Raw genomic sequence first — 19,163 nt, 5'->3', positions numbered from 1 at the left:
CACCTCACCTCCCTGTCCACACCGGGGGGCGCTTCTCGATGAACGCGGACGCGCCCTCCTTGGCGTCCTGGCTGGTGAAGACCACGGACTGCCATTCGGCCAGACGCTGATCGGCGCGTTCGGGTTGCGCGACCGCAAGGCGAGCCAACTCCTTGCAGGCGGCGAGCCCGAGCGGCGCATTCGCGGCGATCTGGTCGGCGTAGCCGAGTGCCGTGTCGAGCACGGCCGCGGGCTCCACGACGGCATTGAGCAGCCCGAGCTGGTGCCCGCGCTCCGCGGTGATCGTGTCGCCGGTGAGCGTCATCTCGAGCGCCGCGCCCAGCGGGATGCGGGTCCCGATGAACGTGCCTCCGCCGCCGGGGAAGAGTCCTCGCTTGACCTCCGGGAACCCGAACACCGCCGCCGACGACGCGACGATGACGTCGCACGCGAGCAGCAGTTCCAGTCCGCCACCGATAGCGGTGCCGTTCGCCGCGCCGACCACCGGGATCGGGACCTCGCCGCGCCCGAGGCGGAGGTACGCGGCGGTGTGCGGATCCGTGCCGTAGCCGACGTCCTCGCCGTCCGCGAACGCCCGCAGATCCATGCCGGAGCAGAAGGCCCGGTCGCCGGTGCCGGTGAGAACGATCGCCCGGATCGCCGGGTCGGTCTCCGCGTCGAGAACGGCGGCACCGATGCCACGGATCATGGCCCCGGTCAGGGCGTTCCGCGACTCCGGACGGTCCAGGCGGACGACCAGGACAGAGCCGCGCTGCTCGACGGCCAGCCCCTCGACGGCGTTCATCCGCGGTATCCGCTCGACTCGGCGAGCTCGGCGGCAGACCGCATCAGATCCGGAACGATTGCGCCGAACGCCTGCAGCCGGTGGTCGTCGCCGGCCCGCTGGTAGCCCTGTTCGAGGACGATCGCGAGTTTCCACTTCGCGAGCACCAGGTAGTAGTCGAGGTCGTCGACCTGCCGGCCCGACACGTCGGCGTAGTGCTCGACCACCTGTTCCCGCGAGGGCATCCCGCGCATGTCGACGTAGCCGGAGGTGGCGGCCTCGGGTGCGGACGTGTCCTCGGGCCAGCCCTGCATCATCCACGCGAGATCGAGCTTCGGATCGCCGACCGTCCCCATCTCCCAGTCGACGATGGCGGCCAGCCGCGCGGGCGCGCCGTGCCGGTACATCACGTTCGCGAACTGGTAGTCGCCGTGCATGATGCCGGGGACGAAGTCGAGCGGGCGGTGCTCGTGCAGCCACCGGGTGGCGACATCCATCCCGTCGAGTTCTCGGCCCTTGATGCGATCGAAGAAGCCGGTCCACCGGGCCACCTGCCGTTCGTGGAAGCCGTCCGGCCGGCCGAGGTCGCCCAGTCCGCGCGCCTTCCAGTCCACCTTCGACAGCAACGCGATGCCCTCGGCCAGCTGGTAGGCGAGTCCGGCGCGTGCCGCGGTGTCGCTGGTGAACGGCTCGACCCACTGCTTGTTGCCCATCGGCGACCACCCGTCGACGAAGCCCATCAGGTAGAAGGGTCGCCCGAGGACGGTGGCGTCGTCGCAGACCGCGACCGCCTCGGTGTGCGGGACGTCGGTGCCGTCGAGGGCTTCGATGATCCGCCACTCCCGCAGGATGCCTGCGTCCCGGTCGGCGGGGGCGTCCGCCGGGGGAGTGCGGATCACGCAGCGACTGTCGTCGCGGGTGATTTCGTAGATCTCGTTCTGCGTTCCGCCGGAGAGGAATCGGACCTCCAGGGGCGCGCCCTTGCCGGGCAGGCCCATGCCGTCCATCCAGGTGGCGAGGCGTTCGGTGTCGATCACAGGGCACCTTCTTCGTCGTCGAGGAACTCGGAGAACTTCGCGCGGGCCGCGGCCTGCTTGCGGGGAATCCACTCGGTCGGCCACATGTCGTCGGTCGGACTGTGTTCGCGCAGAACCTGTTTGGCGACGGTGACCTTGTGGACCTCGGTGGGGCCGTCGGCGAGGCCCATGACGGCCGCGCCCGCGATCATCCGGAAGAACGGCATCTCGTTGGTGACGCCGAGAGCGCCGTGGACCTGCATTGCGCGCCAGGCGATGTCGTGCAGCACCGTCGGCATGACGATCTTCGCGGTGGCGATGTCCTTGCGGACCTTCTTGTAGTCGTTGTACTTGTCGATCTTCCAGGCGGTGTGGAGCACGAACAGCCGGAACTGGGCGAGTTGTGCGTAGGAGTCGGCGATGTACCCCTGCACGAACTGCTTCTCGGACAGCCTGCTTCCGGCGGTGGTGCGGCTGAGGGCGCGTTCGCACAGCATGTCGAGGGCCCGTTGGGCGAGGCCGATCGTCCGCATTGCGTGGTGGATCCGGCCGCCGCCGAGCCGGGTCTGCGCGATGGCGAACGCCTGCCCCTCGCCGCCGAGCAGTGCGTCGGCCGGAATCCTGACGTCGCGGTACTCGATCAACGCATGCGAGCCCTCGTTCATCGGTTCGCCGGCCAGGCCGACGTTGCGGACGATCTCGATGCCCGGGGTGTCGCTGGGCACCAGGAACATCGACATCCGGTTGTGGGTGTCGGCAGCGGGGTCGGTGACCGCCATGACGATGAGGAACGATGCCGTTGCGGCGTTGGAGGAGAAGAACTTCCAGCCGTTGATCACCCAGTCGTCGCCGTCGCGGACGGCGCGGGTCTCGAAGCGGGACGGGTCGGCCCCGGCCTGCGGTTCGGTCATCGAGTAGCTGGAGAACATCTCGCCGTCGAGCAGTGGCTGCAGGTAGCGCCGCTTCTGGTCGACGCTGCCGTAGTGCGCGATGATCTCGGCGTTACCCGTGTCCGGGGCCTGACATCCGAACACGATCGGGGCCCACGGGGAGCGGCCGAGGATCTCGTTGAGCAGCGCCAGTTTCAGCTGGCCGTGGCCCTGACCGCCCAGTTCGGGCCCGAGATGAGTGGCCCACAGTCCCTGTTCCCGAACCCGGTCCTTGAGCGGGTCGATCACCTTGCGGCGGGCGCCGTCGAGTGGAACGAACTGCTCGTGTTCCCACACCAGATCGAGGGGTTCCACCTCGTCCCGGACGAAGGCGTCGGCCCAGTCCAGTTTCTCCTGGTAGTCGGGGTCGGTCTCGAAGTCCCATGCCATGAGCACCTCGCTAAGAATCATGTTCTGATCGATGAGAATGCTATTCTGTCTTTCAAGAAGCGCGTTGTCCAGAGAATGGGTCGGCGAATGAGGGACGAGGACGGGTTCGCGAACCGGATCGCGCAGCGTGCACTGGCGAAACGGGAGGCCGACTACGCAGGCGAGGTGCGTCGCCTGCTCGACGCCGGTCTCGACGTGATGCGCGGTTGCGGAACCGACTCGCGCCCACGGGTTGCAGACATCGTCGCGGCCGCCGGCTTGTCCAACGATGCGTTCTATCGCCATTTCCGGTCGAAGGACGCCCTGGTGGCGGCCATCCTCGAGGACGGGACCGAGCGGTTGACCACCTATGTCGCGCACCAGATGGGGAAGGAGTCGACGCCGGACGGTCAGGTACGGCGGTGGGTCGAGGGTGTGCTCTCTCAGTCCGCCCGGGACACCGCCGCGACGACCCGGGCGGTGTTGTGGAACGCCGGTGGTCTACCCGCCGACACCACCCTCGGGCCGGCCTCCGCCACCGGGCGGCTCGGCCTGTTGCTGCATCGCCCGTTCTCCGAACTGGGCAGCCCTCAAGCGGAATTCGATGCCGCCCTCGCCGCGCACGCGACGGTCGGCCTGCTCGTCGACCACCTGGGGAGGGGCGCACAGACGGGTACGGCGGACGTCGACCGGGTGGTCGCGTTCTGCCTGCGGGTCGGTGGACGCTCGGGTGCGTGCGCGGCCGACTTCGTCACGTGATGCCGTGCGGTGGGCGGCGTGGCAGACCCCACCACGGCTCACCGCGCTTCCTGCACTCTGAGGGCCTGGCGGTTGCGCTCAGGCGTCGTGCCCCGGTGCGAGGTCGCCGACATCCGAGATCGTCATCACCTCGGCGGCTCCGGTCGGGCCGGAGCCGCCGACCGGTTCGAGTACGAAACCGGTGTGGTCGCCGAGAGGAACCCGATCGAGGATGCGGCCGCAGAGCCAGGCAATCGCTCCGTCCAGAACGGGCAGGCCGTGTGGACCCTCGTGCCACGAACACCGTGCGAATTTGTCCACCTCGTCGCCCGTCTCGCCGCCGAACAGGTCCGCGAGATCCGATGCCTCGGTCGGGAGGAGGTGCACGGCCAGGTGGTCCGCGTCGTTCGCCACCCGGAAGGTGTGGTTCGCGACCGACAATCCCACCAGGAACCGGGGTGGGTCGATGCTCGACTGCATGGCGAAGCCGACCAGGCAGCCGGCCCGCTCGCTGCGCACGGCGGTGGTGACCACGTACACCGGTTGATCCAGTGCGGCGACGAACTGCTCGAACACCTCGTGCGGGCTGCTCTCGTTCACGCGTTCCCCTACAACATCCGGCGTCTGCGGTCGAGCATGCGCGCTCTGCGTACCGACACCCGGGACCACACCTTCTGCTGGATCGCCAGGGTCGCCCACCCGGCCAGCGCCATGCCGAAGATGTTCAGCAGGAGCTGCTGGGTGCTGCCCCACACCTCGTCCCACGCGCCGAATGCGAGACCCACCCCGACGTTGCCCGCGGCGGGGACGGTGGTGACCGAGATGAACACCCCCGACAGGCCGCCGAGCTTGGACGAGGTGAGCGAGAGCACGCCGGCCGCCGCCGCGATGATCGCGACGATGAAGGACCACTTGTCCGGTGTGTATATGAACGCGGTGTCCGGACGGGGACCGGTGACGTCGGCGAATGTCACCCAACCGAACACCCGCGCGGTCAGGGCCGCGAGTGTCGTCGCGGCGATCGCGACCACGAAGCCCACGATCAGCGTGCGGACGGCCGCGCCCAGCAGCACGTAGCGGTGCTTGACCAGCGCCACGCCGAGCGCGGCGATGGCGCCGAATTCCGGCCCGAGCACCATCGCCCCGATCGTGAGGATCTGCGAGTCGGTGATGATCGCGATGCCCGCCAGGAGTGTCGCCATCGTCATGAAGCTCAGGTACGTCCAGTTGAGTTCGACGTCCTCGTAGGAGCGTTGCGCGACCTCCGCCCACACGACGGTGTCGGCGCTGCTGCCCGGGCTGCTCAGCTCGGCGTCGAAGCCGTCGCGGGACAGCCACGCGTGCACCGGTTCGATCTCGATGGTGCCGTGGTGGTGCAGGCGAGTGGCACGGAGCTTCTCGACGACGTCGTTGGCGACCTCGCGCGCAATGTCGGCGTGGATCACGTCACCGACCGGGCGGATGGCGGCGCCCCGGAGTACCGCGAGACCGCTGACCCCGGGTTCCTCGTCGAGGATCTGCAGCGCTTCGTCCGTCATGTCGGTGGGCGACAGAATCCGTAGGTGCAGCATGCCGCTCAGTGTGCCGCCCGTCGGGACGTCACGCGCGTAGGAACACCGCAGAAACTCGCGGGCGGTGCGGCGGTCGCTCCGCTAGCGTGTCGGGCCATGGCCAAACCGCACCCCCACGTGTACTTCGGTGACCGGATCGTCGACGCCGCGCAGGCGACGCTCGGCGTCGCGACCTCGGCGACCTTGTACGGGCTCAGCGTGTACACGGTGTTCCCCGTGCACGTCGACGGCGCCGGGCGCACCGCCTTCCGGCTCGCGGACCACTACCGGCGGCTGGTGGAGTCCTGCCGGATCATCGGCATGGACACGTTCGCGGGGGAGTGGGACTTCGGTCGGTTCGTCGCGGCGGTGACCGAACTGGTGGCGGCGAACGATCCCGCGGAGGACGTGTTCGTCCGGGCGAGCGTCCACGTCGACGAGTCCATCCCCGGCACACGGGTCCGCGGCTGCCACACCACCGTCAGCATGTTCGTCTACGACGCGGTGCCGATCGTTCCCCAGGACGGGATGCGCCTGAAGACCAGTCAGTGGCGCCGCATCCCGGACTCGGCGATCCCGTCGCGGGCGAAGGTCAACGGCGCCTACGTGAACTCTGTGCTCGCGAAGCAGGACGCCATCGACGCCGGCTACGACGACGCGATCTTCCTCGACGGCAACGGACACGTCTGCGAACTCAGCGCCGCCAACATCTTCCTGGTTCGAGGCGGCACCCTGATCACCCCCGACGTCTCGTGCGACATCCTCGACGGCATCAACCGCCGCACCCTGCTCACGCTCGCAGGCGAGGACGGCATCCCGGTCCTGGAGCGCACCGTCGACCTCACCGAGCTGTACATCGCCGACGAGGTCTTCGTCACGGGCACCTCCGCGGGGGTGGCGCCGGTGCTCGAAGTCGACGGCCGTGTCGTCGGATCGGGCCGCCCGGGTCCGATCTCGGAGGCGCTGCGCAAACGGCACACCGCGGCGCTGCGCTCGGACACCCTGCACGGCTGGGTCACCGAGCTGTAGGCGGCGCCGGACGGGCGTCGATTGCGGTGAAGTAACTTCGATTCATGAGCAATGTCAACGAGTCGGCGCCGAAGTGGTTCGTCGACGCCCTCGCCGCGCCGGTCGAGACAGGGCGGGTCACCGTCGACGGCACCTCGATCGCCTACCGCGCCTGGGGTGAACCCGACCAGCCCGGCATCGTGCTCGTGCACGGCGGCATGGCGCATTCACGCTGGTGGGATCATGTCGCACCGCAGCTCGCGGTGGGGCGTCGCGTCGTTGCGCTCGACCTGTCCGGACACGGCGACAGCGAGCACCGCGAGGACTACACCCTCGAACAGTGGGTCGAGGAAGTGCTCGCCGTCGCCCCCGCAGGCGGCATCGCCGGACGCCCCACCCTCGTCGGGCACAGCATGGGCGGCATCGTCTCCTACACGGCATCGACCCTGTACGGGGATCGGCTCGACGGCGTCATCATCCTCGATTCGCCGATCCGCGACCTCACGCCCGAGGAACGCGAGATGCGCGACCAGCGGAAGTCGTCGAGCCCGAAGGTCTATCCCAGCGTCGACGCTGCCGTCGAACGCTTCCGGCTGGTGCCGCCGCAGGACACCGCCGAACCGTACGTCTTCGACTACATCGCTCGGGCCTCGCTGAAGGAGGTCGACGGCGGCTACAGCTGGAAGTTCGACGCGAGCCGCATCGGCAAGGGTGGCCGCAGCAGCCTCGACGGGACGACCGCCGGGTGCCGCATCGCCTACTTCCGCAGCGAGAACGGCATCGTCACCCCGGAACTGCTGGATCGGATGCGGCCGATGTTCGGGCCGGACGCGCTGGTCGTGGAGCTGCCCGCGGCTGGGCACCATCCCGTGTTCGATCAGCCGATCGCGGTCGTCACGGCCGCGCGGATCGTCCTCGACGCCTGGTCCTGATCGGGTTCACAGCCAGAAGCGCATCAGATGGTTGCCGTACTGGGCCCAGATGCCCGGCACCCCGGACAATTCGAACAGTCCGTAGATCGCGTCGAAGAACACCCGGTTGATCGAGGGGACGAACAGCAACGCGACCAACACGAGCAAACCGAAGCCCTTGTACTGGTCGAGGGCGCGGCGGGTCCTCGGCGACAGTGACGGCTCCAGCGCGGCGTAGCCGTCCAGCCCGGGGATCGGAATCAGATTCAGGACGGTCGCCGTCACCTGAAGGAATGCGAGGAAGGCGAGTCCCCACCAGAACACCGGGTGGGACTCGGTGTCCGCGAACAACCGGATCACCGTCAGCAGCACCACTGCCGCGAGCGCGTTGACAGCGGGACCCGCGAGCGAGATCTGCCGAACGGCCCTCGGGGGCAGCAGGTCCGTCCGGAGGTACACCGCCGTTCACGAAACCTGTAACTCTGTTCCGTGAGCCACGCCCTCACAGGCATGGCGTTGACCGCATCGCGGTCTTCCCGTGGCAATCTCACAGCCCAACCTATCGTCGGGTCTGACGCGAGTTCCAGCGGGCTGCTCCCGAAGCAACTCCCCGGTGATACCGCCCGCGAGGGCAGCGAGATTGCGTGCGGCGTTGAGGTCCCGATCCATGACCAGGCCACACACCGCACACGTGTACGTCCGCTCCGAGAGGGCCAGCTTGGTTTTCGCTGCGCCACACCCGGAACAGGTCTTACTCGACGCGAACCAACGGTCCGCCACAACGACTCGAACACCGGCCGCATCCGCCTTGTACGTCAACTGCCGCCGAAACTCACCCCACCCCGCATCGGCGATATGCCGTGCGAGGCGCCGGTTGCGCACCATCCCCGCGACGTGCAGGTCCTCGATCACGATCGTGTCGAACTCGGACACCAGCCGGGTGGTGAGCTTGTGCAGGCCGTCGCGGCGCTGATTCGAGACCTGGGCATGCAACCGCGAGACACGATCGTTCGCCTTGTGCCACCGGTTCGACGGCACCTGTCCCGACCTCCGATCAGGACCCCGACGCCGGGAGGCGCGTCGCTGAGCGCGGCGCAACTCCCGTAGCGCCTTGTCGAGGTGCCGCGGGTTGGGGATCGTCTCTCCGGTCGACAGGACCGCTCGATCCTTGATCCCCAGATCCACCCCCACCCCGCGAGTGCGGGTCCGGGTGCGGTTGGGTGACGGTGCGTCGGGCAGCTCGACGGAGAACGACACATGCCAACGGCCCCGCTGATACGACAGGGTCGCCGAGATGATGCAGGCGGTCTCGGCCTCGACCCTGCGAGCGAGCTTCCGGGTCGACTCGTGGGTGCGTACCTCACCGATCCGGGGCAGTCGAATGTGCCGCCGGTCGTGGCCGAGCCCGAACGCACCGGTGGTGAACCGACACGACAAACGGGACCGTTTCGACTTGAACCGCGGCATCCGAGCCCGCCCATCCCGGCGGTTGCCGAGCGCGGCAGCCAGGTTCGCGCACCCGGAGGCGTACGCCTCCTTGCTGTTCTCACCCCACCACGGCGCAACTACGTCCTTCACCTGATTCCAGGCCTTCCGCAGGCTGTAAGCGGAAGTGCTGATCCAGGGGGTCCGGCCGGCCTCGGGGATCCCGTAGGACTCCTCGGCCGTGCGTTGGTTCCAGTTCGCCTTCACCTGCGCGAGCGCCCAGTTGTAGGCGAACCTTTGTGCCCCGCAATGTGACCGGAACGCCTGTTCCTGCCCGGCGGTGGGGTCGAGCGCGAACAGGTATGCCCGGATCACCCCAACCCACCCCCGTAATCGAACTGATGTTCGATTACGGTACCCGACTCCCGGCCCGAACGCCCGCAGAAACCTCGATAGTCACCGAACCGGACGATCCTGCGCGCAACCCACACGGGCACCCGCCGCGGATACGCCGATACCGGGGCCGCCGACGATCGTCACCCACGTCGATACCGCGGATGGCGGATCACTGGCCCGGCATACAACGCTCCGCCCCGACCAGCCTTGGTATGAAACAGCGCACAAGTGCATGTATGGACGAACAGTTTCAACCCCCCAGCGCGATGAACAGGACCGGCAACCCGATCGACAGCAGCGGGTGGTTGTACCTGAGCGGGTTCAACGTCAGGCAGCCGCCTGCAACGCCATCGCACCGCCGGCGACCGCGACGGCCAGAACGGCCAGGAAGACCGGGCTCGGCCGGACGGCGGAGCGGCGGGTGTCGGGGAACGCCATGAATCCAGTATTGCCGCGATGTTCCGCGCAGGGTGCTCAGCGGACCAGAAGCCAGCCGCGGTCGTCCCGGTAGAAGCTGCACCGCTTGACCGCGCGCGGGGTCGTGACGCCGTCCCGGGTCACGACCGCGCCGACGGCCCCGAGCTGCACAGCCCGCGCCGGCAGCCAGTGGGTGCGGAGCAGTCGCCGTCCCGCACTCGCCCGCACCCCCGGCAGTGTGATTGTCGGGGCCACCCGCAGCTCCGGGATCTCCCCGGAGAACAGCCGCTCGGAATCGGCGTACGCCTCCCCGACCAGCGGCCCGCCGTCCGGGCCGGTGATCGTGGCCTCCCCGACGAGGGCGGTGCCGGAGTCGTCGCGGATCAGCGGGAGCGGCGACGCGGACCCGGCCACCGCCAGTCGCGCCGCCCGGTCGCCGACCGGAAGGCCGTACAGCCGTGTCACCGTGGTCCGTTCGGGAGCGACGTACGCGACCTCGACGTGCAGCCGCTCGCCGCGCATCAGGCGGGTGACCGTCGCGGCGAGGGAGCCGTCCCCTCCGACGACGACGAGGCGGGCCTCGGGATCCTCGTCGAGGGCCGGCACCAGGGCGTCGAAGTCGGGCTTCGCGGGCAGCTCGGGCGCGACGGTCCGGGGCAGTGCGGACAGGAAATCCGGCAGCGCGTGGTCGCCGCACACGAGTACGTGAATGGTCAAGATCAGCTCCGGTAGGTCCGCGGTCGTCGCGCTCGACGATACGAACGCCGCGCGTGCGGCCGGCAACCGGTGCTCCGATGCTTACGCAATGGCAGCGTTATCGAGACTTAACGGTCCTACGCTGGTGGGTACGGCCGAACCACCTCGGCACGTCGACCCCCGGAGCATTCGATGCTGACCGCCGACAACCCCTCGCGTCGCTCGCCGGCACGCGTCACCCGCTTCTGCCGGTCCGGACTCACCTCCGTGGTGACGGAGTTGCGCAAGGAAGGGGTCGCCGAATCCTCCGCGGACCTCCGGGCCGCGACCGATCTGCTCGCCCTCGGGATCTGTCAGATGTCGACCCCGACCGCGATGCTCAGTCACCCGTTTCAGATCCAGCCGGTGGTCGGCACACACGTGTTGCACGCCGACGTCGAGCGTTCGATGACCGACCCCGACGTCATGCTGCTGCACACGGACCTGCCGGAGGACGCCGCGCCCGGCCCGGTCCGGGTGGTGTGGTTCAACATGTCGACGCTGGTCGGCGGTTCCGCGACCGTCGAGCCGACCCGCACGGAAAACGGCGCGTACCGCGCCGACGGCGAGGTGAGGTCGGGGCACGGTGTCGTGGTCGCGGGCATCGTGCCCGAGAACGGCGGTAGTCCCGGGTTCGCGCTCGTCGCCGAATGACGCGACGGGAGGCACCGGACGTCTCGAACGAGGCCGGTTCGCCGGCCGTGCGTGGATTGTCGAACGCTCGAAATTTGTTGAACAGGGTGTGACCCGAACCGGACGATTCGAGGTGAATTCGATGGCAACCGTGAGCGTCACGATGGTCAACACCACGAACGAGGAACTGATCCTGGACACCGGCGACTACCCGCCCGGGATCCCGTGCCGGATCGCGGCGCACGCGACCGGCCGTTTCGGAATGGACGACCGCGGTGTCGCCTACCTGCTCGGCGGCGACCCGGACCGGGCGATCTACCTCCAGGACAACGGCGCGGTCTGGGCGCCCCCGACCTGCGTGATCCGGTCCGCGACAGAGGGCGAGGCGGTGGCGGTGCAGATCAGTCCGGCGCCGTGGGTGCACGATCACTCCGCCGCGTGAGCGGCCGGTCCGAGTGCATGCGAGACCCCCGTGCGTGATGTACCTGTCAAGGTTCCGAGTCGACTGGACTAAACTGTCGTCCCGGCCACTGTCCACGGACGGCTGGCCTCTGCGCTGAGATGCGCAGAAGTCTGTCGACTCTAGGAGACGTCATGCCGGCAATCGTCCTGATCGGAGCCCAGTGGGGCGACGAGGGTAAGGGCAAAGCTACCGATCTACTGGGCGGCCGCCTGCAGTGGGTGGTGCGGTACCAGGGTGGCAACAACGCCGGTCACACGGTCGTTCTCCCGAACGGTGACAAGTTCGCGCTGCACCTGATCCCGTCCGGCATCCTCACGCCGGGCGTGAAGAACGTCATCGGCAACGGTGTCGTCGTCGATCCGGGTGTGCTGCTCACCGAGCTCGCCGGCCTCGAGGACCGGGGCGTCGACACGTCGAACCTGCTGCTCTCGGCCGATGCGCACCTGATCATGCCGTACCACGTGGCCATCGACAAGGTCACCGAGCGCTTCCTCGGCGCCAAGAAGATCGGCACCACCGGCCGCGGCATCGGCCCCTGCTACCAGGACAAAATCGCGCGCGTCGGCGTCCGCGCCGCCGACGTCCTCGACGAGAAGATCCTCACCCAGAAGGTCGAGGCCGCCCTGGAGTTCAAGAACCAGGTCCTCGCGAAGATCTACAACCGCAAGGCCCTCGACCCGCAGCAGGTCGTCGAGGAGGTGCTCGAGCAGGCGGAGGGCTTCAAGCACCGCATCACCGACACCCGCCTCGAGCTGAACCTCGCGCTCGAGCGTGGCGAGACGGTGCTGCTCGAGGGGTCGCAGGGCACCCTGCTCGACGTCGACCACGGCACCTACCCGTACGTGACGTCCTCGAACCCGACCTCGGGTGGCGCGGCCGTCGGGTCCGGTATCGGCCCCACCCGGATAACGACGGTTCTGGGCATCCTCAAGGCGTACACCACTCGTGTCGGCTCCGGCCCGTTCCCGACGGAGCTGTTCGACAACCACGGCGAGTACCTCGCGAAGCAGGGCGGCGAGGTCGGCGTGACCACCGGCCGCGCACGGCGCACCGGCTGGTTCGACGCCGTGATCGCCCGCTACGCAACCCGTGTCAACGGCATCACCGACTACTTCCTCACCAAGCTGGACGTGCTGTCGAGCCTGGACACCATCCCGATCTGCGTCGCCTACGACGTGGACGGCGTCCGTTACGACGAGATGCCGATGACGCAGACCGACATCCACCACGCCAAGCCGATCTACGAGGAGATGCCCGGCTGGTGGGAGGACATCTCGCACTGCCGCACCTTCGAGGAACTGCCCGTCAACGCGCAGAACTACGTCCTGCGCCTCGAAGAGCTGTCGGGTGCCCGCATCTCCTGCATCGGCGTCGGACCGGGCCGCGACGAGACCATCGTCCGGCACGACATCCTGGCCTGACCTCACGGCGCTGCCGGCTCGCCGGCCGTGACCGCAGAAGACCCCGGACCGATCCTTCGGTCCGGGGTCTTCTGCGTCTTCCGCAGCCCGGCATGTGACAGGGGTCACGACGACGTGGTACCAATATCGATATTCCTAATAGAAATAGCGCGGCTGTAGACGTGAGCGCCGGCCGCTGATCTTCGGAGGATGCCGATGACCACCACTGTGGCCCCCTGCGCACCGACCGCCACCCTGGACCGGCTGGTGCTCGTTCTCGACGCCTTCGACGGCCCCGGTCGGCTGACCCTCGCCCAGGTGGTGCGGCGGACCGGGTTGCCGCGCTCGTCCGTGCACCGGATGCTCGACCGACTCGTCCGCCTGCGATGGCTCGGCAGACAGGGAAGTGCCTACGAACTGGGCATGCGACTGGTCGAACTGGGGTCGATCGCAGTGCACCAGGACCGGCTGCACCGGCGGCACTGCCGATGCTGCACGAGCTGCACCGGGTGACCGGCGGAGTGGTATGGCCGCACCCCTGCGGCTCGCGGCACTCGGAATCTGGCGCGGCGTGCAGAGTGGCTCGCCGCACCCGCAGTCGACACGGCCGTTCGGCGGCCGCGTCCTGACAACGAAGGAGACACGAATCGCATGAGCATGGACGACGAGGTCGCGGTGCTGCTCGAGGTGCTGGACGCGGGATTTCCGCGGGTCGAGACGATGACCGGTGCGGAGGCCCGGGGCGCGGTCCGGGCACGGTACCGGGCGCCGGAGAACCCCGAGCCGGTCGCCCGGATCGAGGAGCGGACCGTGCCGGGGCCGGCGGGGGATGTCCCGGTCCGGATCTACCACCCCGCGGGGGAGATCGAATCCCCATGTCCGATCGTGGTGTTCGCGCACGGCGGCGGATTCGTGTTCTGTGACCTCGACACCCACGACGGCCTCTGCCGGGCGGCCGCCAACGGGATCGGCGCCGTCGTGGTGTCGGTGGACTACCGCCTCGCACCGGAGTCCCCGTGGCCCGCGGCCGCCGAGGACGTGTACGCGGTGCTGTGCTGGGCCTCCGCGCAGCGGGAGGCACTCGGCGGCGATCGGCTGGTGGTCGCCGGTGACAGCGCCGGCGGGAACCTCGCCGCGGTGACCGCGCTCATGGCGCGTGACCGATCCGGCCCCGCAGTCGCCGCGCAGGTGCTGCTGTACCCGGTGATCGGAGCCGACTTCGGTACCCAGTCCTACACCGAGTTCGCGACCGGGCACTACAACACCCGTGCCGCGATGCGCTGGTACTGGGACCAGTACGTACCGAACGAGACCGACCGCGCACACCACTACGCAGGCCCGCTGCACGCGGAGGACCTGTCCGCCCTGCCTCCGGCGGTCGTCGTCACGGCGGGCTGCGACCCGCTGCGATCGGAGGGGGACGACTACGCGAATGCCCTTGCCGAACAGGGTGTTCCGGTGACCCATAGACGCTACGACGGCGCCATTCACGGTTTCATGACGCTGCCCCTCGACCTCGCAGAACGTGCCAGGTCGCAGGCGTGGACGGACATTCGAGACATCACGTCCTGAACTGCGCCCGGCGCCGATCTCCCGCTCGGTGGGAGATCGTGCAGCCGGGCGGCGGGGAACGTGAATACCGTCTCCGTCGCAGTACCCCTCGACACACTGGAGTCATCACATGGCCTTCGAAGACGACGTCCGTACCGCGGTGTCCACGTATCTGGACGCGGTCGCGAACGGCACCTCCGCCGACATCGCCGCCCTCTACACCGACGACGCGACCCTCGAGGATCCGGTCGGCAGCGAACCCACCGTCGGCCGGGAGGCGATCGAGAAGTTCTACTCGGCCCTCGACTCCGTCCCGCGCCGCACCGAGCTGCTGGCGCTCAAGGTGGCCGGCACGACCGCCGCGTTCCACTTCCGGGTCGTCACCGAAGCCGGGGGTCAGACCGTCACGGTCGAGCCGATCGACGTCATGACCTTCGACGAGCAGGCGCGCATCACGAGCATGCGAGCGGTGTGGTCTCCGGCCGACATGGCCGTCACCAGCGGGGAGCAGTGACATGACCGCGAACGAGAAGTGGGATCACGAAGTCGATTTCGTCGTCGTCGGCAGCGGGTGCGGTGGGCTCACCGGCGCCCTCGCCGCACAGGACTCCGGCCTGGACACCCTCGTCGTGGAGAAGGCGTCGGTCTACGGTGGCACCACCGCGCTGTCGGGCGGCAACATCTGGATTCCGAACAACCCGACGCTCCGTCGCGAGGGACTGGCGGACTCCCGCGAGGACGTGCGGCGCTACCTCGACGCCGTCGTCGGCGACCGCGTGCCCGCGGCCAATCTCGACGCCTTCGTCGACCAGGGGCCGGTCATGATGGACTTCCTGGAGGCGACGAGCCCGCATCTTCGCTTCCAGTGGTGCGAGGGCTACTCCGACTACCACCCGGAGAAGCCGGCCGGCCGCCCGCGGGGACGCACGATCGAGCCTCTCCCGTTCGACCTCAAGCAGCTCGGCGAGGACGAGAAGCAGCTGCGCCCGGGCGCGCTGGCGACCCCTGCGGGTCTGTACATCACCTCCAAGGAGTTCGTGAAGCTGAACATGGTGATGCGGACGTGGGCGGGCCGGCGGGCCGCGCTCGCGACCGGGTGGCGCGCGTTCACCAGCATCCTGCTGCGCCGGCACATGGAGACCCTCGGTCAGGCGCTGATCGGCCGCCTGCGGCTGGCGGTGAAGGACGCGGGCGTTCCGCTGTGGCTCGACAGCCCGATGCGGGAACTGGTCACCGACCAGTCCGGTCTGGTGACCGGACTGGTCGTGCGCCGCGGCGGTGTCGACCTGCGGGTCCGGGCGCGCAAGGGTGTACTGCTGGCGAGCGGTGGGTTCGAGCAGAGCGACCAGCTGCGCAAGAAGTACCTCCGCGAGGGCGGCAAGGACAACTACAGCGCGGGATCGGTCGACAACACCGGTGACGGCATCGTTGCAGGTGAGAAGGTCGGCGCCGCACTGGATCTGATGGACGACGCCTGGTGGATGCCGTCCTTCCGGCGGCCCGACGGCATCATGCACGTGCTGGTGTCGGAGCGGTCCATTCCCCGGTCGATCATCGTCGACCAGTCGGGACGGCGGTTCACCAACGAGGCGGCACCGTACGTGACGTTCGTCCACGAGCAGATCGCCGGACGGCACGACCCCATCTGGTTCCTCTTCGACGGAAAGGCGAAGAACCGCTACCAGTTCGGCGGCGTGATGCCCGGGCAGAAGTTCCCGGAGTCGTGGTACTCGACCGGGTTGATGCACAGGGCGGATTCCGTCGAGGAACTCGCCGCCGCGATCGGGCTGCCCGCGTCGCAGCTGTCGGAGACGGTGGCGAGGTTCAACGGGTTCGCCCGCGCAGGCCGGGACGAGGACTTCGGTCGCGGCGAGAGCGCATACGACAACTACTACGGCGACCCGACGTTGCCCGCCCCTGCCCTCGACGTCCTCGACACCGGCCCGTTCTACGCGGTCCGTATGGCCGCAGGCGATCTCGGCACCAAGGGTGGCGTCGTCACGGACGAGCACGCCCGGGCGCTGCGCGCGGACGGATCGGTGATCGAGGGGTTGTACGCCACGGGCAACGCCTCGTCCGCCGTCATGGGCCACGACTACGCGGGGGCGGGCGCGACCATCGGTCCCGCCATGGTCTTCGGCTACGTCGGTGCCCGCCACGCCGCCGGTGGCGGGGTGCCGCCGGCTCGCTAGACCAGCTCCACCCTTCCGGTCCCCGGTTCCGTGACCGCCCATTCCCGTTGGGCGGCTGCGGAATCGGGGACCTTTCTGTGTCCGGAAGGCGCACTTCCCGCCCAGCGGAACAGTGTCTGGCACGTCACCCGGTGCCGCCAGTGTGATGTGGGCTACACGATTCACGGATCCGTGAATGTGCCTCGTCGACAACGCCTCTCGGTGTCGCGCCCGGAAGGGCGGATGTGCCGGGATCTCGAAGTGGAAGGAAACCCCATGGTCAACGCAAGTCAGGTCCGGCCCCCGGAGGACGCCTCGGCCCAGCGGTGGACACCCCGCCTGGTTCTCTCGCTCGCCTCGATCGTGCTGCTCCTCGAGATGCTCGCGGTCAGCTACATGATGCTCTCGATGGCGTTGCCTGCCATATCCGCGCACTACCAGACCACGCAGGGCGCCTGGCTGCTGACGTCGTTCCTCCTGGTCGGCGCCGTCACCGCGCCGCTGATCGGCAAGCTCGCCGACATGTACGGCAAGCGCAGGCTGCTGATCGCCTGCGTGGCGGTCGCTGCGGCCGGATCACTGGTGTCCGCGGTCGCCGGGAGCTACGCGGTCCTGATCGCCGGCCGGGCCCTGTCCGGTCTGCTGGTGCCGTGCCTGTTCCTGAGCTACTCGCTGATCCGGGACGTGTTTCCGCCGAAGACGATCGCGCTCGCGGTGAGCATCGCGACGAGCGGCATGGGGCTCATCGCGATCCCCGCCCCGTTCCTCACCGGATGGCTCATCGACAACCACGGATTCCGCAGCATCTTCTGGTTCTTCGTCATCGGCCTCGTGGTCCTCGGCGCCCTGATCCTGGTCACGACCGACGAGTCCCCGGTTCGGCTGCGGTCGAGCGTCGACCTGATCGGTGCGGTGCTCCTCGGGGCCGGCATCGCCGGTGTGCTGGTCGCGGTCAGCTTCGGTCCCACCTGGGGCTGGACGAGCGGGTCGACCCTGGCGTACCTGCTCGGTGGCACGGCACTGATCGTCGCCTGGCTGGTGTCGGCGCGCATGGTGCGTGAACCGTTGATCGACCTCGACGTCCTCGGTCGCCGCCCGGTGCTGCTGACCGCCGTCGGAGCGGGCTTCTGCTACGGAGCCAGTGGTCTGTTCACGATGCTGCTGCCGATGCTCGCGATGACCCCCGCGGTCCTCGGTCTCGGCTACGGATTCGGGGTCAGCGCCGAAGGATTCGCGATCTTCCAGGCGCCGATCGGCGGCATGGTGGTCGTCGGTGGCGTCGTCGTGGGCATGCTCGTCGGCCGGGGAGCCCGCCCGCGGCCGCTGATGGCGATCGGCATGCTCGGCATGGCCGCAGGCTTCGTGTGCGTGGCGCTGTCGCACGACAGCAAGGCGCTGCTCATCGTCTTCGCCGGACTGTTCGGCACCGGCATGGGCATGGCGTACGCGTCCATTCCGAACCTGCTGATCGAGGCGGTCCCGCCGCAGCTGCAGGCGAGTACCGCGAGCATCGTTGGCGTGTTCCAGTCGGTGTTCCCGGCCGTGCTTCCCGTCGTCGCGTTCACGGTGATGAACAACTCGTACATCGCGCCGATCCCGCCGGAGATGACCCAGGGCGTCGTGTTCTACACCGACGCAGGCTTCCAGGTGGCGTTCCTCATCGGCGCCGTCGCCGCGGTACTGGGTGCGGTCGTCGCGTTCGCCCTGCCGCGCCGGATCGAGCAGGTCACCCTCCCGGGTGTCGACGGAAACGCTCCCGCTCCCGTCCTCGTGGCGGACTGACCGTGGGGAGGCGGCCGCCCTGTGTCAGAACAGGGTCGGTTCGCCGAACCCCGGGGTGTGCTCGGCGGCGAGCAGCGCCCGCTTGGTGACGGTGCCGCCGCTCGCGGAGAACCCGCCGACGGCTCCGTCCGCGGCGAGCACCCTATGGCACGGCACGATGACCGGAATCGGGTTGCGGCCCAACGCCTGTCCGACCGCCTGTGCCGCGCCCGGGCTGCCGAGCGCCGCGGCAACTTCGCCGTAGGTGCGGGTGTGGCCCGGTGCGATGGCACGGGTGACGGCGTAGACGCGACGGTCGAAGTCGGGGAGGCCGGTCAGGTCGAGGTCGACGTCCGTCAGGTCGTCGGACGAGCCCGCGCCGTCCTCGGTGCCGGCCAGCAGTGCGGTGACGCGCCGCGCGACCGCGTCGACGGTGGAGTCCAGCACATGCTCCGCGGCGTCGGGGAAGCACTCCCGCAGCCGTTCGAGCGTCCGGTCGTCCGTCTCCTCGGGTAGCTGGAATCCGACGATGCCGCCGTCGCCCCACACCAGGCCGCAGCGGCCGAGCGCGGTGTCGAAGAGGGCGAACCGAAGTGTTGTCACGTCGTCAGTATGGCCGCCACCGCCGACACCGCGCCCCATGGAGCAGTCCAGTTATCGCTAACTGGACTGCTCCGCTGCCAGTGTGCGGCCGGTGGCGATGCCCGGCTCGGAGCGCGACGCGACCGCGTGCAGGTCGCGATAGGCGCGGTCGGCGTCGTACGTCTCCGGCAGTCGTCCGACGAGTGGTGCAGCAGGTCGGAACTGATCGAGGTGGAAGATCGGGGCGCCGCGGTCGCGGCGGACGAGGACGACCGCGGTGACGACTGCGACGACTGCGAGGAAGGTCAGGATGGGGGTCATGGCTCCATCGTGCGGACAACTGGC

Annotated in this window: 19 protein-coding genes and 3 pseudogenes; 11 read left to right on the top strand and 11 right to left on the bottom strand. The window is 68.9% G+C overall.

Annotated elements, in window-relative coordinates:
• Window positions 1–4: 4 nt before the first annotated feature.
• Genes ACFSJG_RS24145 through ACFSJG_RS24135 form a run of 3 tightly spaced genes read right to left on the bottom strand, consistent with a single transcriptional unit; the run spans window position 5 to window position 3,098 of the window.
• On the bottom strand, window positions 5–784 hold the full coding sequence (locus ACFSJG_RS24145) for an enoyl-CoA hydratase/isomerase family protein (protein WP_378487751.1): 780 nt from the start codon (window positions 782–784) through the stop codon (window positions 5–7).
• Entirely contained in the window at window positions 781–1,770 is a 990-nt protein-coding gene (locus ACFSJG_RS24140; protein WP_378487939.1) for a phosphotransferase family protein, read from the bottom strand. The genes ACFSJG_RS24145 and ACFSJG_RS24140 overlap by 4 nt, the downstream gene beginning before the upstream one ends.
• Window positions 1,771–1,796: 26 nt before the next feature.
• On the bottom strand, window positions 1,797–3,098 hold the full coding sequence (locus ACFSJG_RS24135) for an acyl-CoA dehydrogenase family protein (protein ID WP_378487938.1): 1,302 nt from the start codon (window positions 3,096–3,098) through the stop codon (window positions 1,797–1,799).
• An 87-nt stretch (window positions 3,099–3,185) separates the two neighbouring features.
• Between ACFSJG_RS24135 and ACFSJG_RS24130 the strand changes: the two genes are divergently transcribed.
• Complete coding sequence (locus ACFSJG_RS24130) at window positions 3,186–3,836, top strand: TetR/AcrR family transcriptional regulator (RefSeq protein WP_378487750.1); 651 nt, start codon at window positions 3,186–3,188, stop codon at window positions 3,834–3,836.
• Window positions 3,837–3,914: 78 nt separating this feature from the next.
• Here the strand turns inward: ACFSJG_RS24130 and ACFSJG_RS24125 are convergent, their stop codons facing one another.
• Both ACFSJG_RS24125 and ACFSJG_RS24120 read right to left on the bottom strand, forming a co-directional pair.
• Entirely contained in the window at window positions 3,915–4,415 is a 501-nt protein-coding gene (locus tag ACFSJG_RS24125; protein ID WP_378487749.1) for a flavin reductase family protein, read from the bottom strand.
• Window positions 4,416–4,423: 8 nt separating this feature from the next.
• Window positions 4,424–5,386, bottom strand: coding sequence for a DUF389 domain-containing protein (locus ACFSJG_RS24120; RefSeq protein ID WP_378487748.1), 963 nt, complete (start codon window positions 5,384–5,386; stop codon window positions 4,424–4,426).
• A 96-nt stretch (window positions 5,387–5,482) separates the two neighbouring features.
• Between ACFSJG_RS24120 and ACFSJG_RS24115 the strand changes: the two genes are divergently transcribed.
• A complete protein-coding gene (locus tag ACFSJG_RS24115) occupies window positions 5,483–6,394 on the top strand; it encodes an aminotransferase class IV (RefSeq protein ID WP_378487747.1) in 912 nt (303 codons plus the stop codon).
• Between the two features lie 44 nt (window positions 6,395–6,438).
• Window positions 6,439–7,305 (top strand): alpha/beta fold hydrolase, encoded by an 867-nt coding sequence (locus ACFSJG_RS24110; RefSeq protein ID WP_378487746.1) that lies wholly within the window; start codon window positions 6,439–6,441, stop codon window positions 7,303–7,305.
• Window positions 7,306–7,311: 6 nt separating this feature from the next.
• Here the strand turns inward: ACFSJG_RS24110 and ACFSJG_RS24105 are convergent.
• From ACFSJG_RS24105 to ACFSJG_RS24090, 4 genes and pseudogenes are all read right to left on the bottom strand, one after another.
• Window positions 7,312–7,746, bottom strand: a pseudogene (locus ACFSJG_RS24105) (zinc metalloprotease); the annotation flags it as partial.
• Window positions 7,747–7,749: 3 nt separating this feature from the next.
• Entirely contained in the window at window positions 7,750–9,084 is a 1,335-nt protein-coding gene (gene tnpB / locus ACFSJG_RS24100; protein WP_378487745.1) for an IS607 family element RNA-guided endonuclease TnpB, read from the bottom strand.
• Window positions 9,085–9,358: 274 nt separating this feature from the next.
• Window positions 9,359–9,543, bottom strand: a pseudogene (locus tag ACFSJG_RS24095) (site-2 protease family protein); the annotation flags it as partial.
• 36 nt (window positions 9,544–9,579) lie between these two features.
• On the bottom strand, window positions 9,580–10,245 hold the full coding sequence (locus ACFSJG_RS24090) for a hypothetical protein (protein ID WP_378487937.1): 666 nt from the start codon (window positions 10,243–10,245) through the stop codon (window positions 9,580–9,582).
• Between the two features lie 165 nt (window positions 10,246–10,410).
• Between ACFSJG_RS24090 and ACFSJG_RS24085 the strand changes: the two genes are divergently transcribed.
• From ACFSJG_RS24085 to ACFSJG_RS24050, 8 genes and pseudogenes are all read left to right on the top strand, one after another.
• Window positions 10,411–10,911, top strand: a complete 501-nt coding sequence (locus ACFSJG_RS24085) for a hypothetical protein (protein WP_378487744.1) — start codon at window positions 10,411–10,413, stop codon at window positions 10,909–10,911.
• A 121-nt stretch (window positions 10,912–11,032) separates the two neighbouring features.
• Window positions 11,033–11,332 carry a hypothetical protein gene (locus tag ACFSJG_RS24080; RefSeq protein ID WP_378487743.1) on the top strand — a complete coding sequence of 100 codons (300 nt, stop codon included), beginning with the start codon at window positions 11,033–11,035 and terminating at the stop codon, window positions 11,330–11,332.
• A gap of 152 nt (window positions 11,333–11,484) precedes the next feature.
• Window positions 11,485–12,774 (top strand): adenylosuccinate synthase, encoded by a 1,290-nt coding sequence (locus tag ACFSJG_RS24075; RefSeq protein WP_378487742.1) that lies wholly within the window; start codon window positions 11,485–11,487, stop codon window positions 12,772–12,774.
• Between the two features lie 195 nt (window positions 12,775–12,969).
• A pseudogene (locus tag ACFSJG_RS24070) lies at window positions 12,970–13,280 on the top strand (helix-turn-helix domain-containing protein); the annotation flags it as partial.
• 124 nt (window positions 13,281–13,404) lie between these two features.
• Window positions 13,405–14,325, top strand: coding sequence for an alpha/beta hydrolase (locus tag ACFSJG_RS24065; RefSeq protein WP_378487741.1), 921 nt, complete (start codon window positions 13,405–13,407; stop codon window positions 14,323–14,325).
• Window positions 14,326–14,434: 109 nt separating this feature from the next.
• Window positions 14,435–14,818 (top strand): nuclear transport factor 2 family protein, encoded by a 384-nt coding sequence (locus ACFSJG_RS24060; RefSeq protein WP_378487740.1) that lies wholly within the window; start codon window positions 14,435–14,437, stop codon window positions 14,816–14,818.
• 1 nt (window position 14,819) lies between these two features.
• A complete protein-coding gene (locus tag ACFSJG_RS24055) occupies window positions 14,820–16,496 on the top strand; it encodes an FAD-binding protein (protein WP_378487739.1) in 1,677 nt (558 codons plus the stop codon).
• A 255-nt stretch (window positions 16,497–16,751) separates the two neighbouring features.
• Window positions 16,752–18,257, top strand: coding sequence for an MFS transporter (locus ACFSJG_RS24050; protein ID WP_378487738.1), 1,506 nt, complete (start codon window positions 16,752–16,754; stop codon window positions 18,255–18,257).
• Between the two features lie 24 nt (window positions 18,258–18,281).
• Here ACFSJG_RS24050 and ACFSJG_RS24045 read toward each other — a convergent pair whose 3' ends face one another.
• Window positions 18,282–18,878: a methylated-DNA--[protein]-cysteine S-methyltransferase gene (locus ACFSJG_RS24045; protein WP_378487737.1), complete on the bottom strand. Its 597-nt coding sequence runs from the start codon at window positions 18,876–18,878 to the stop codon at window positions 18,282–18,284.
• Window positions 18,879–18,896: 18 nt separating this feature from the next.
• Window positions 18,897–19,139 carry a hypothetical protein gene (locus ACFSJG_RS24040; RefSeq protein ID WP_378487736.1) on the bottom strand — a complete coding sequence of 81 codons (243 nt, stop codon included), beginning with the start codon at window positions 19,137–19,139 and terminating at the stop codon, window positions 18,897–18,899.
• Window positions 19,140–19,163: the final 24 nt, after the last annotated feature.

It is taken from the genome of Rhodococcus gannanensis, from assembly GCF_042681175.1.
Lineage (GTDB): Bacteria > Actinomycetota > Actinomycetes > Mycobacteriales > Mycobacteriaceae > Rhodococcus_G > Rhodococcus_G gannanensis.
This window is presented reverse-complemented; position numbering and strand designations above follow the sequence as displayed.

What these genes read in the sequence shown, in the direction of transcription:
- ACFSJG_RS24145 (WP_378487751.1), bottom strand. Translation starts at nt 784, where the DNA reads ATGAACGCCGTCGAGGGGCTGGCCGTCGAGCAGCGCGGCTCTGTCCTG.
- ACFSJG_RS24140 (WP_378487939.1), bottom strand. Translation starts at nt 1,770, where the DNA reads ATGGACGGCATGGGCCTGCCCGGCAAGGGCGCGCCCCTGGAGGTCCGA.
- ACFSJG_RS24135 (WP_378487938.1), bottom strand. Translation starts at nt 3,098, where the DNA reads ATGGCATGGGACTTCGAGACCGACCCCGACTACCAGGAGAAACTGGAC.
- ACFSJG_RS24130 (WP_378487750.1), top strand. Translation starts at nt 3,186, where the DNA reads ATGAGGGACGAGGACGGGTTCGCGAACCGGATCGCGCAGCGTGCACTG.
- ACFSJG_RS24120 (WP_378487748.1), bottom strand. Translation starts at nt 5,386, where the DNA reads ATGCTGCACCTACGGATTCTGTCGCCCACCGACATGACGGACGAAGCG.
- ACFSJG_RS24115 (WP_378487747.1), top strand. Translation starts at nt 5,483, where the DNA reads ATGGCCAAACCGCACCCCCACGTGTACTTCGGTGACCGGATCGTCGAC.
- ACFSJG_RS24110 (WP_378487746.1), top strand. Translation starts at nt 6,439, where the DNA reads ATGAGCAATGTCAACGAGTCGGCGCCGAAGTGGTTCGTCGACGCCCTC.
- ACFSJG_RS24085 (WP_378487744.1), top strand. Translation starts at nt 10,411, where the DNA reads ATGCTGACCGCCGACAACCCCTCGCGTCGCTCGCCGGCACGCGTCACC.
- ACFSJG_RS24080 (WP_378487743.1), top strand. Translation starts at nt 11,033, where the DNA reads ATGGCAACCGTGAGCGTCACGATGGTCAACACCACGAACGAGGAACTG.
- ACFSJG_RS24075 (WP_378487742.1), top strand. Translation starts at nt 11,485, where the DNA reads ATGCCGGCAATCGTCCTGATCGGAGCCCAGTGGGGCGACGAGGGTAAG.
- ACFSJG_RS24065 (WP_378487741.1), top strand. Translation starts at nt 13,405, where the DNA reads ATGAGCATGGACGACGAGGTCGCGGTGCTGCTCGAGGTGCTGGACGCG.
- ACFSJG_RS24060 (WP_378487740.1), top strand. Translation starts at nt 14,435, where the DNA reads ATGGCCTTCGAAGACGACGTCCGTACCGCGGTGTCCACGTATCTGGAC.
- ACFSJG_RS24055 (WP_378487739.1), top strand. Translation starts at nt 14,820, where the DNA reads ATGACCGCGAACGAGAAGTGGGATCACGAAGTCGATTTCGTCGTCGTC.
- ACFSJG_RS24050 (WP_378487738.1), top strand. Translation starts at nt 16,752, where the DNA reads ATGGTCAACGCAAGTCAGGTCCGGCCCCCGGAGGACGCCTCGGCCCAG.
- ACFSJG_RS24045 (WP_378487737.1), bottom strand. Translation starts at nt 18,878, where the DNA reads ATGGGGCGCGGTGTCGGCGGTGGCGGCCATACTGACGACGTGACAACA.
- ACFSJG_RS24040 (WP_378487736.1), bottom strand. Translation starts at nt 19,139, where the DNA reads ATGACCCCCATCCTGACCTTCCTCGCAGTCGTCGCAGTCGTCACCGCG.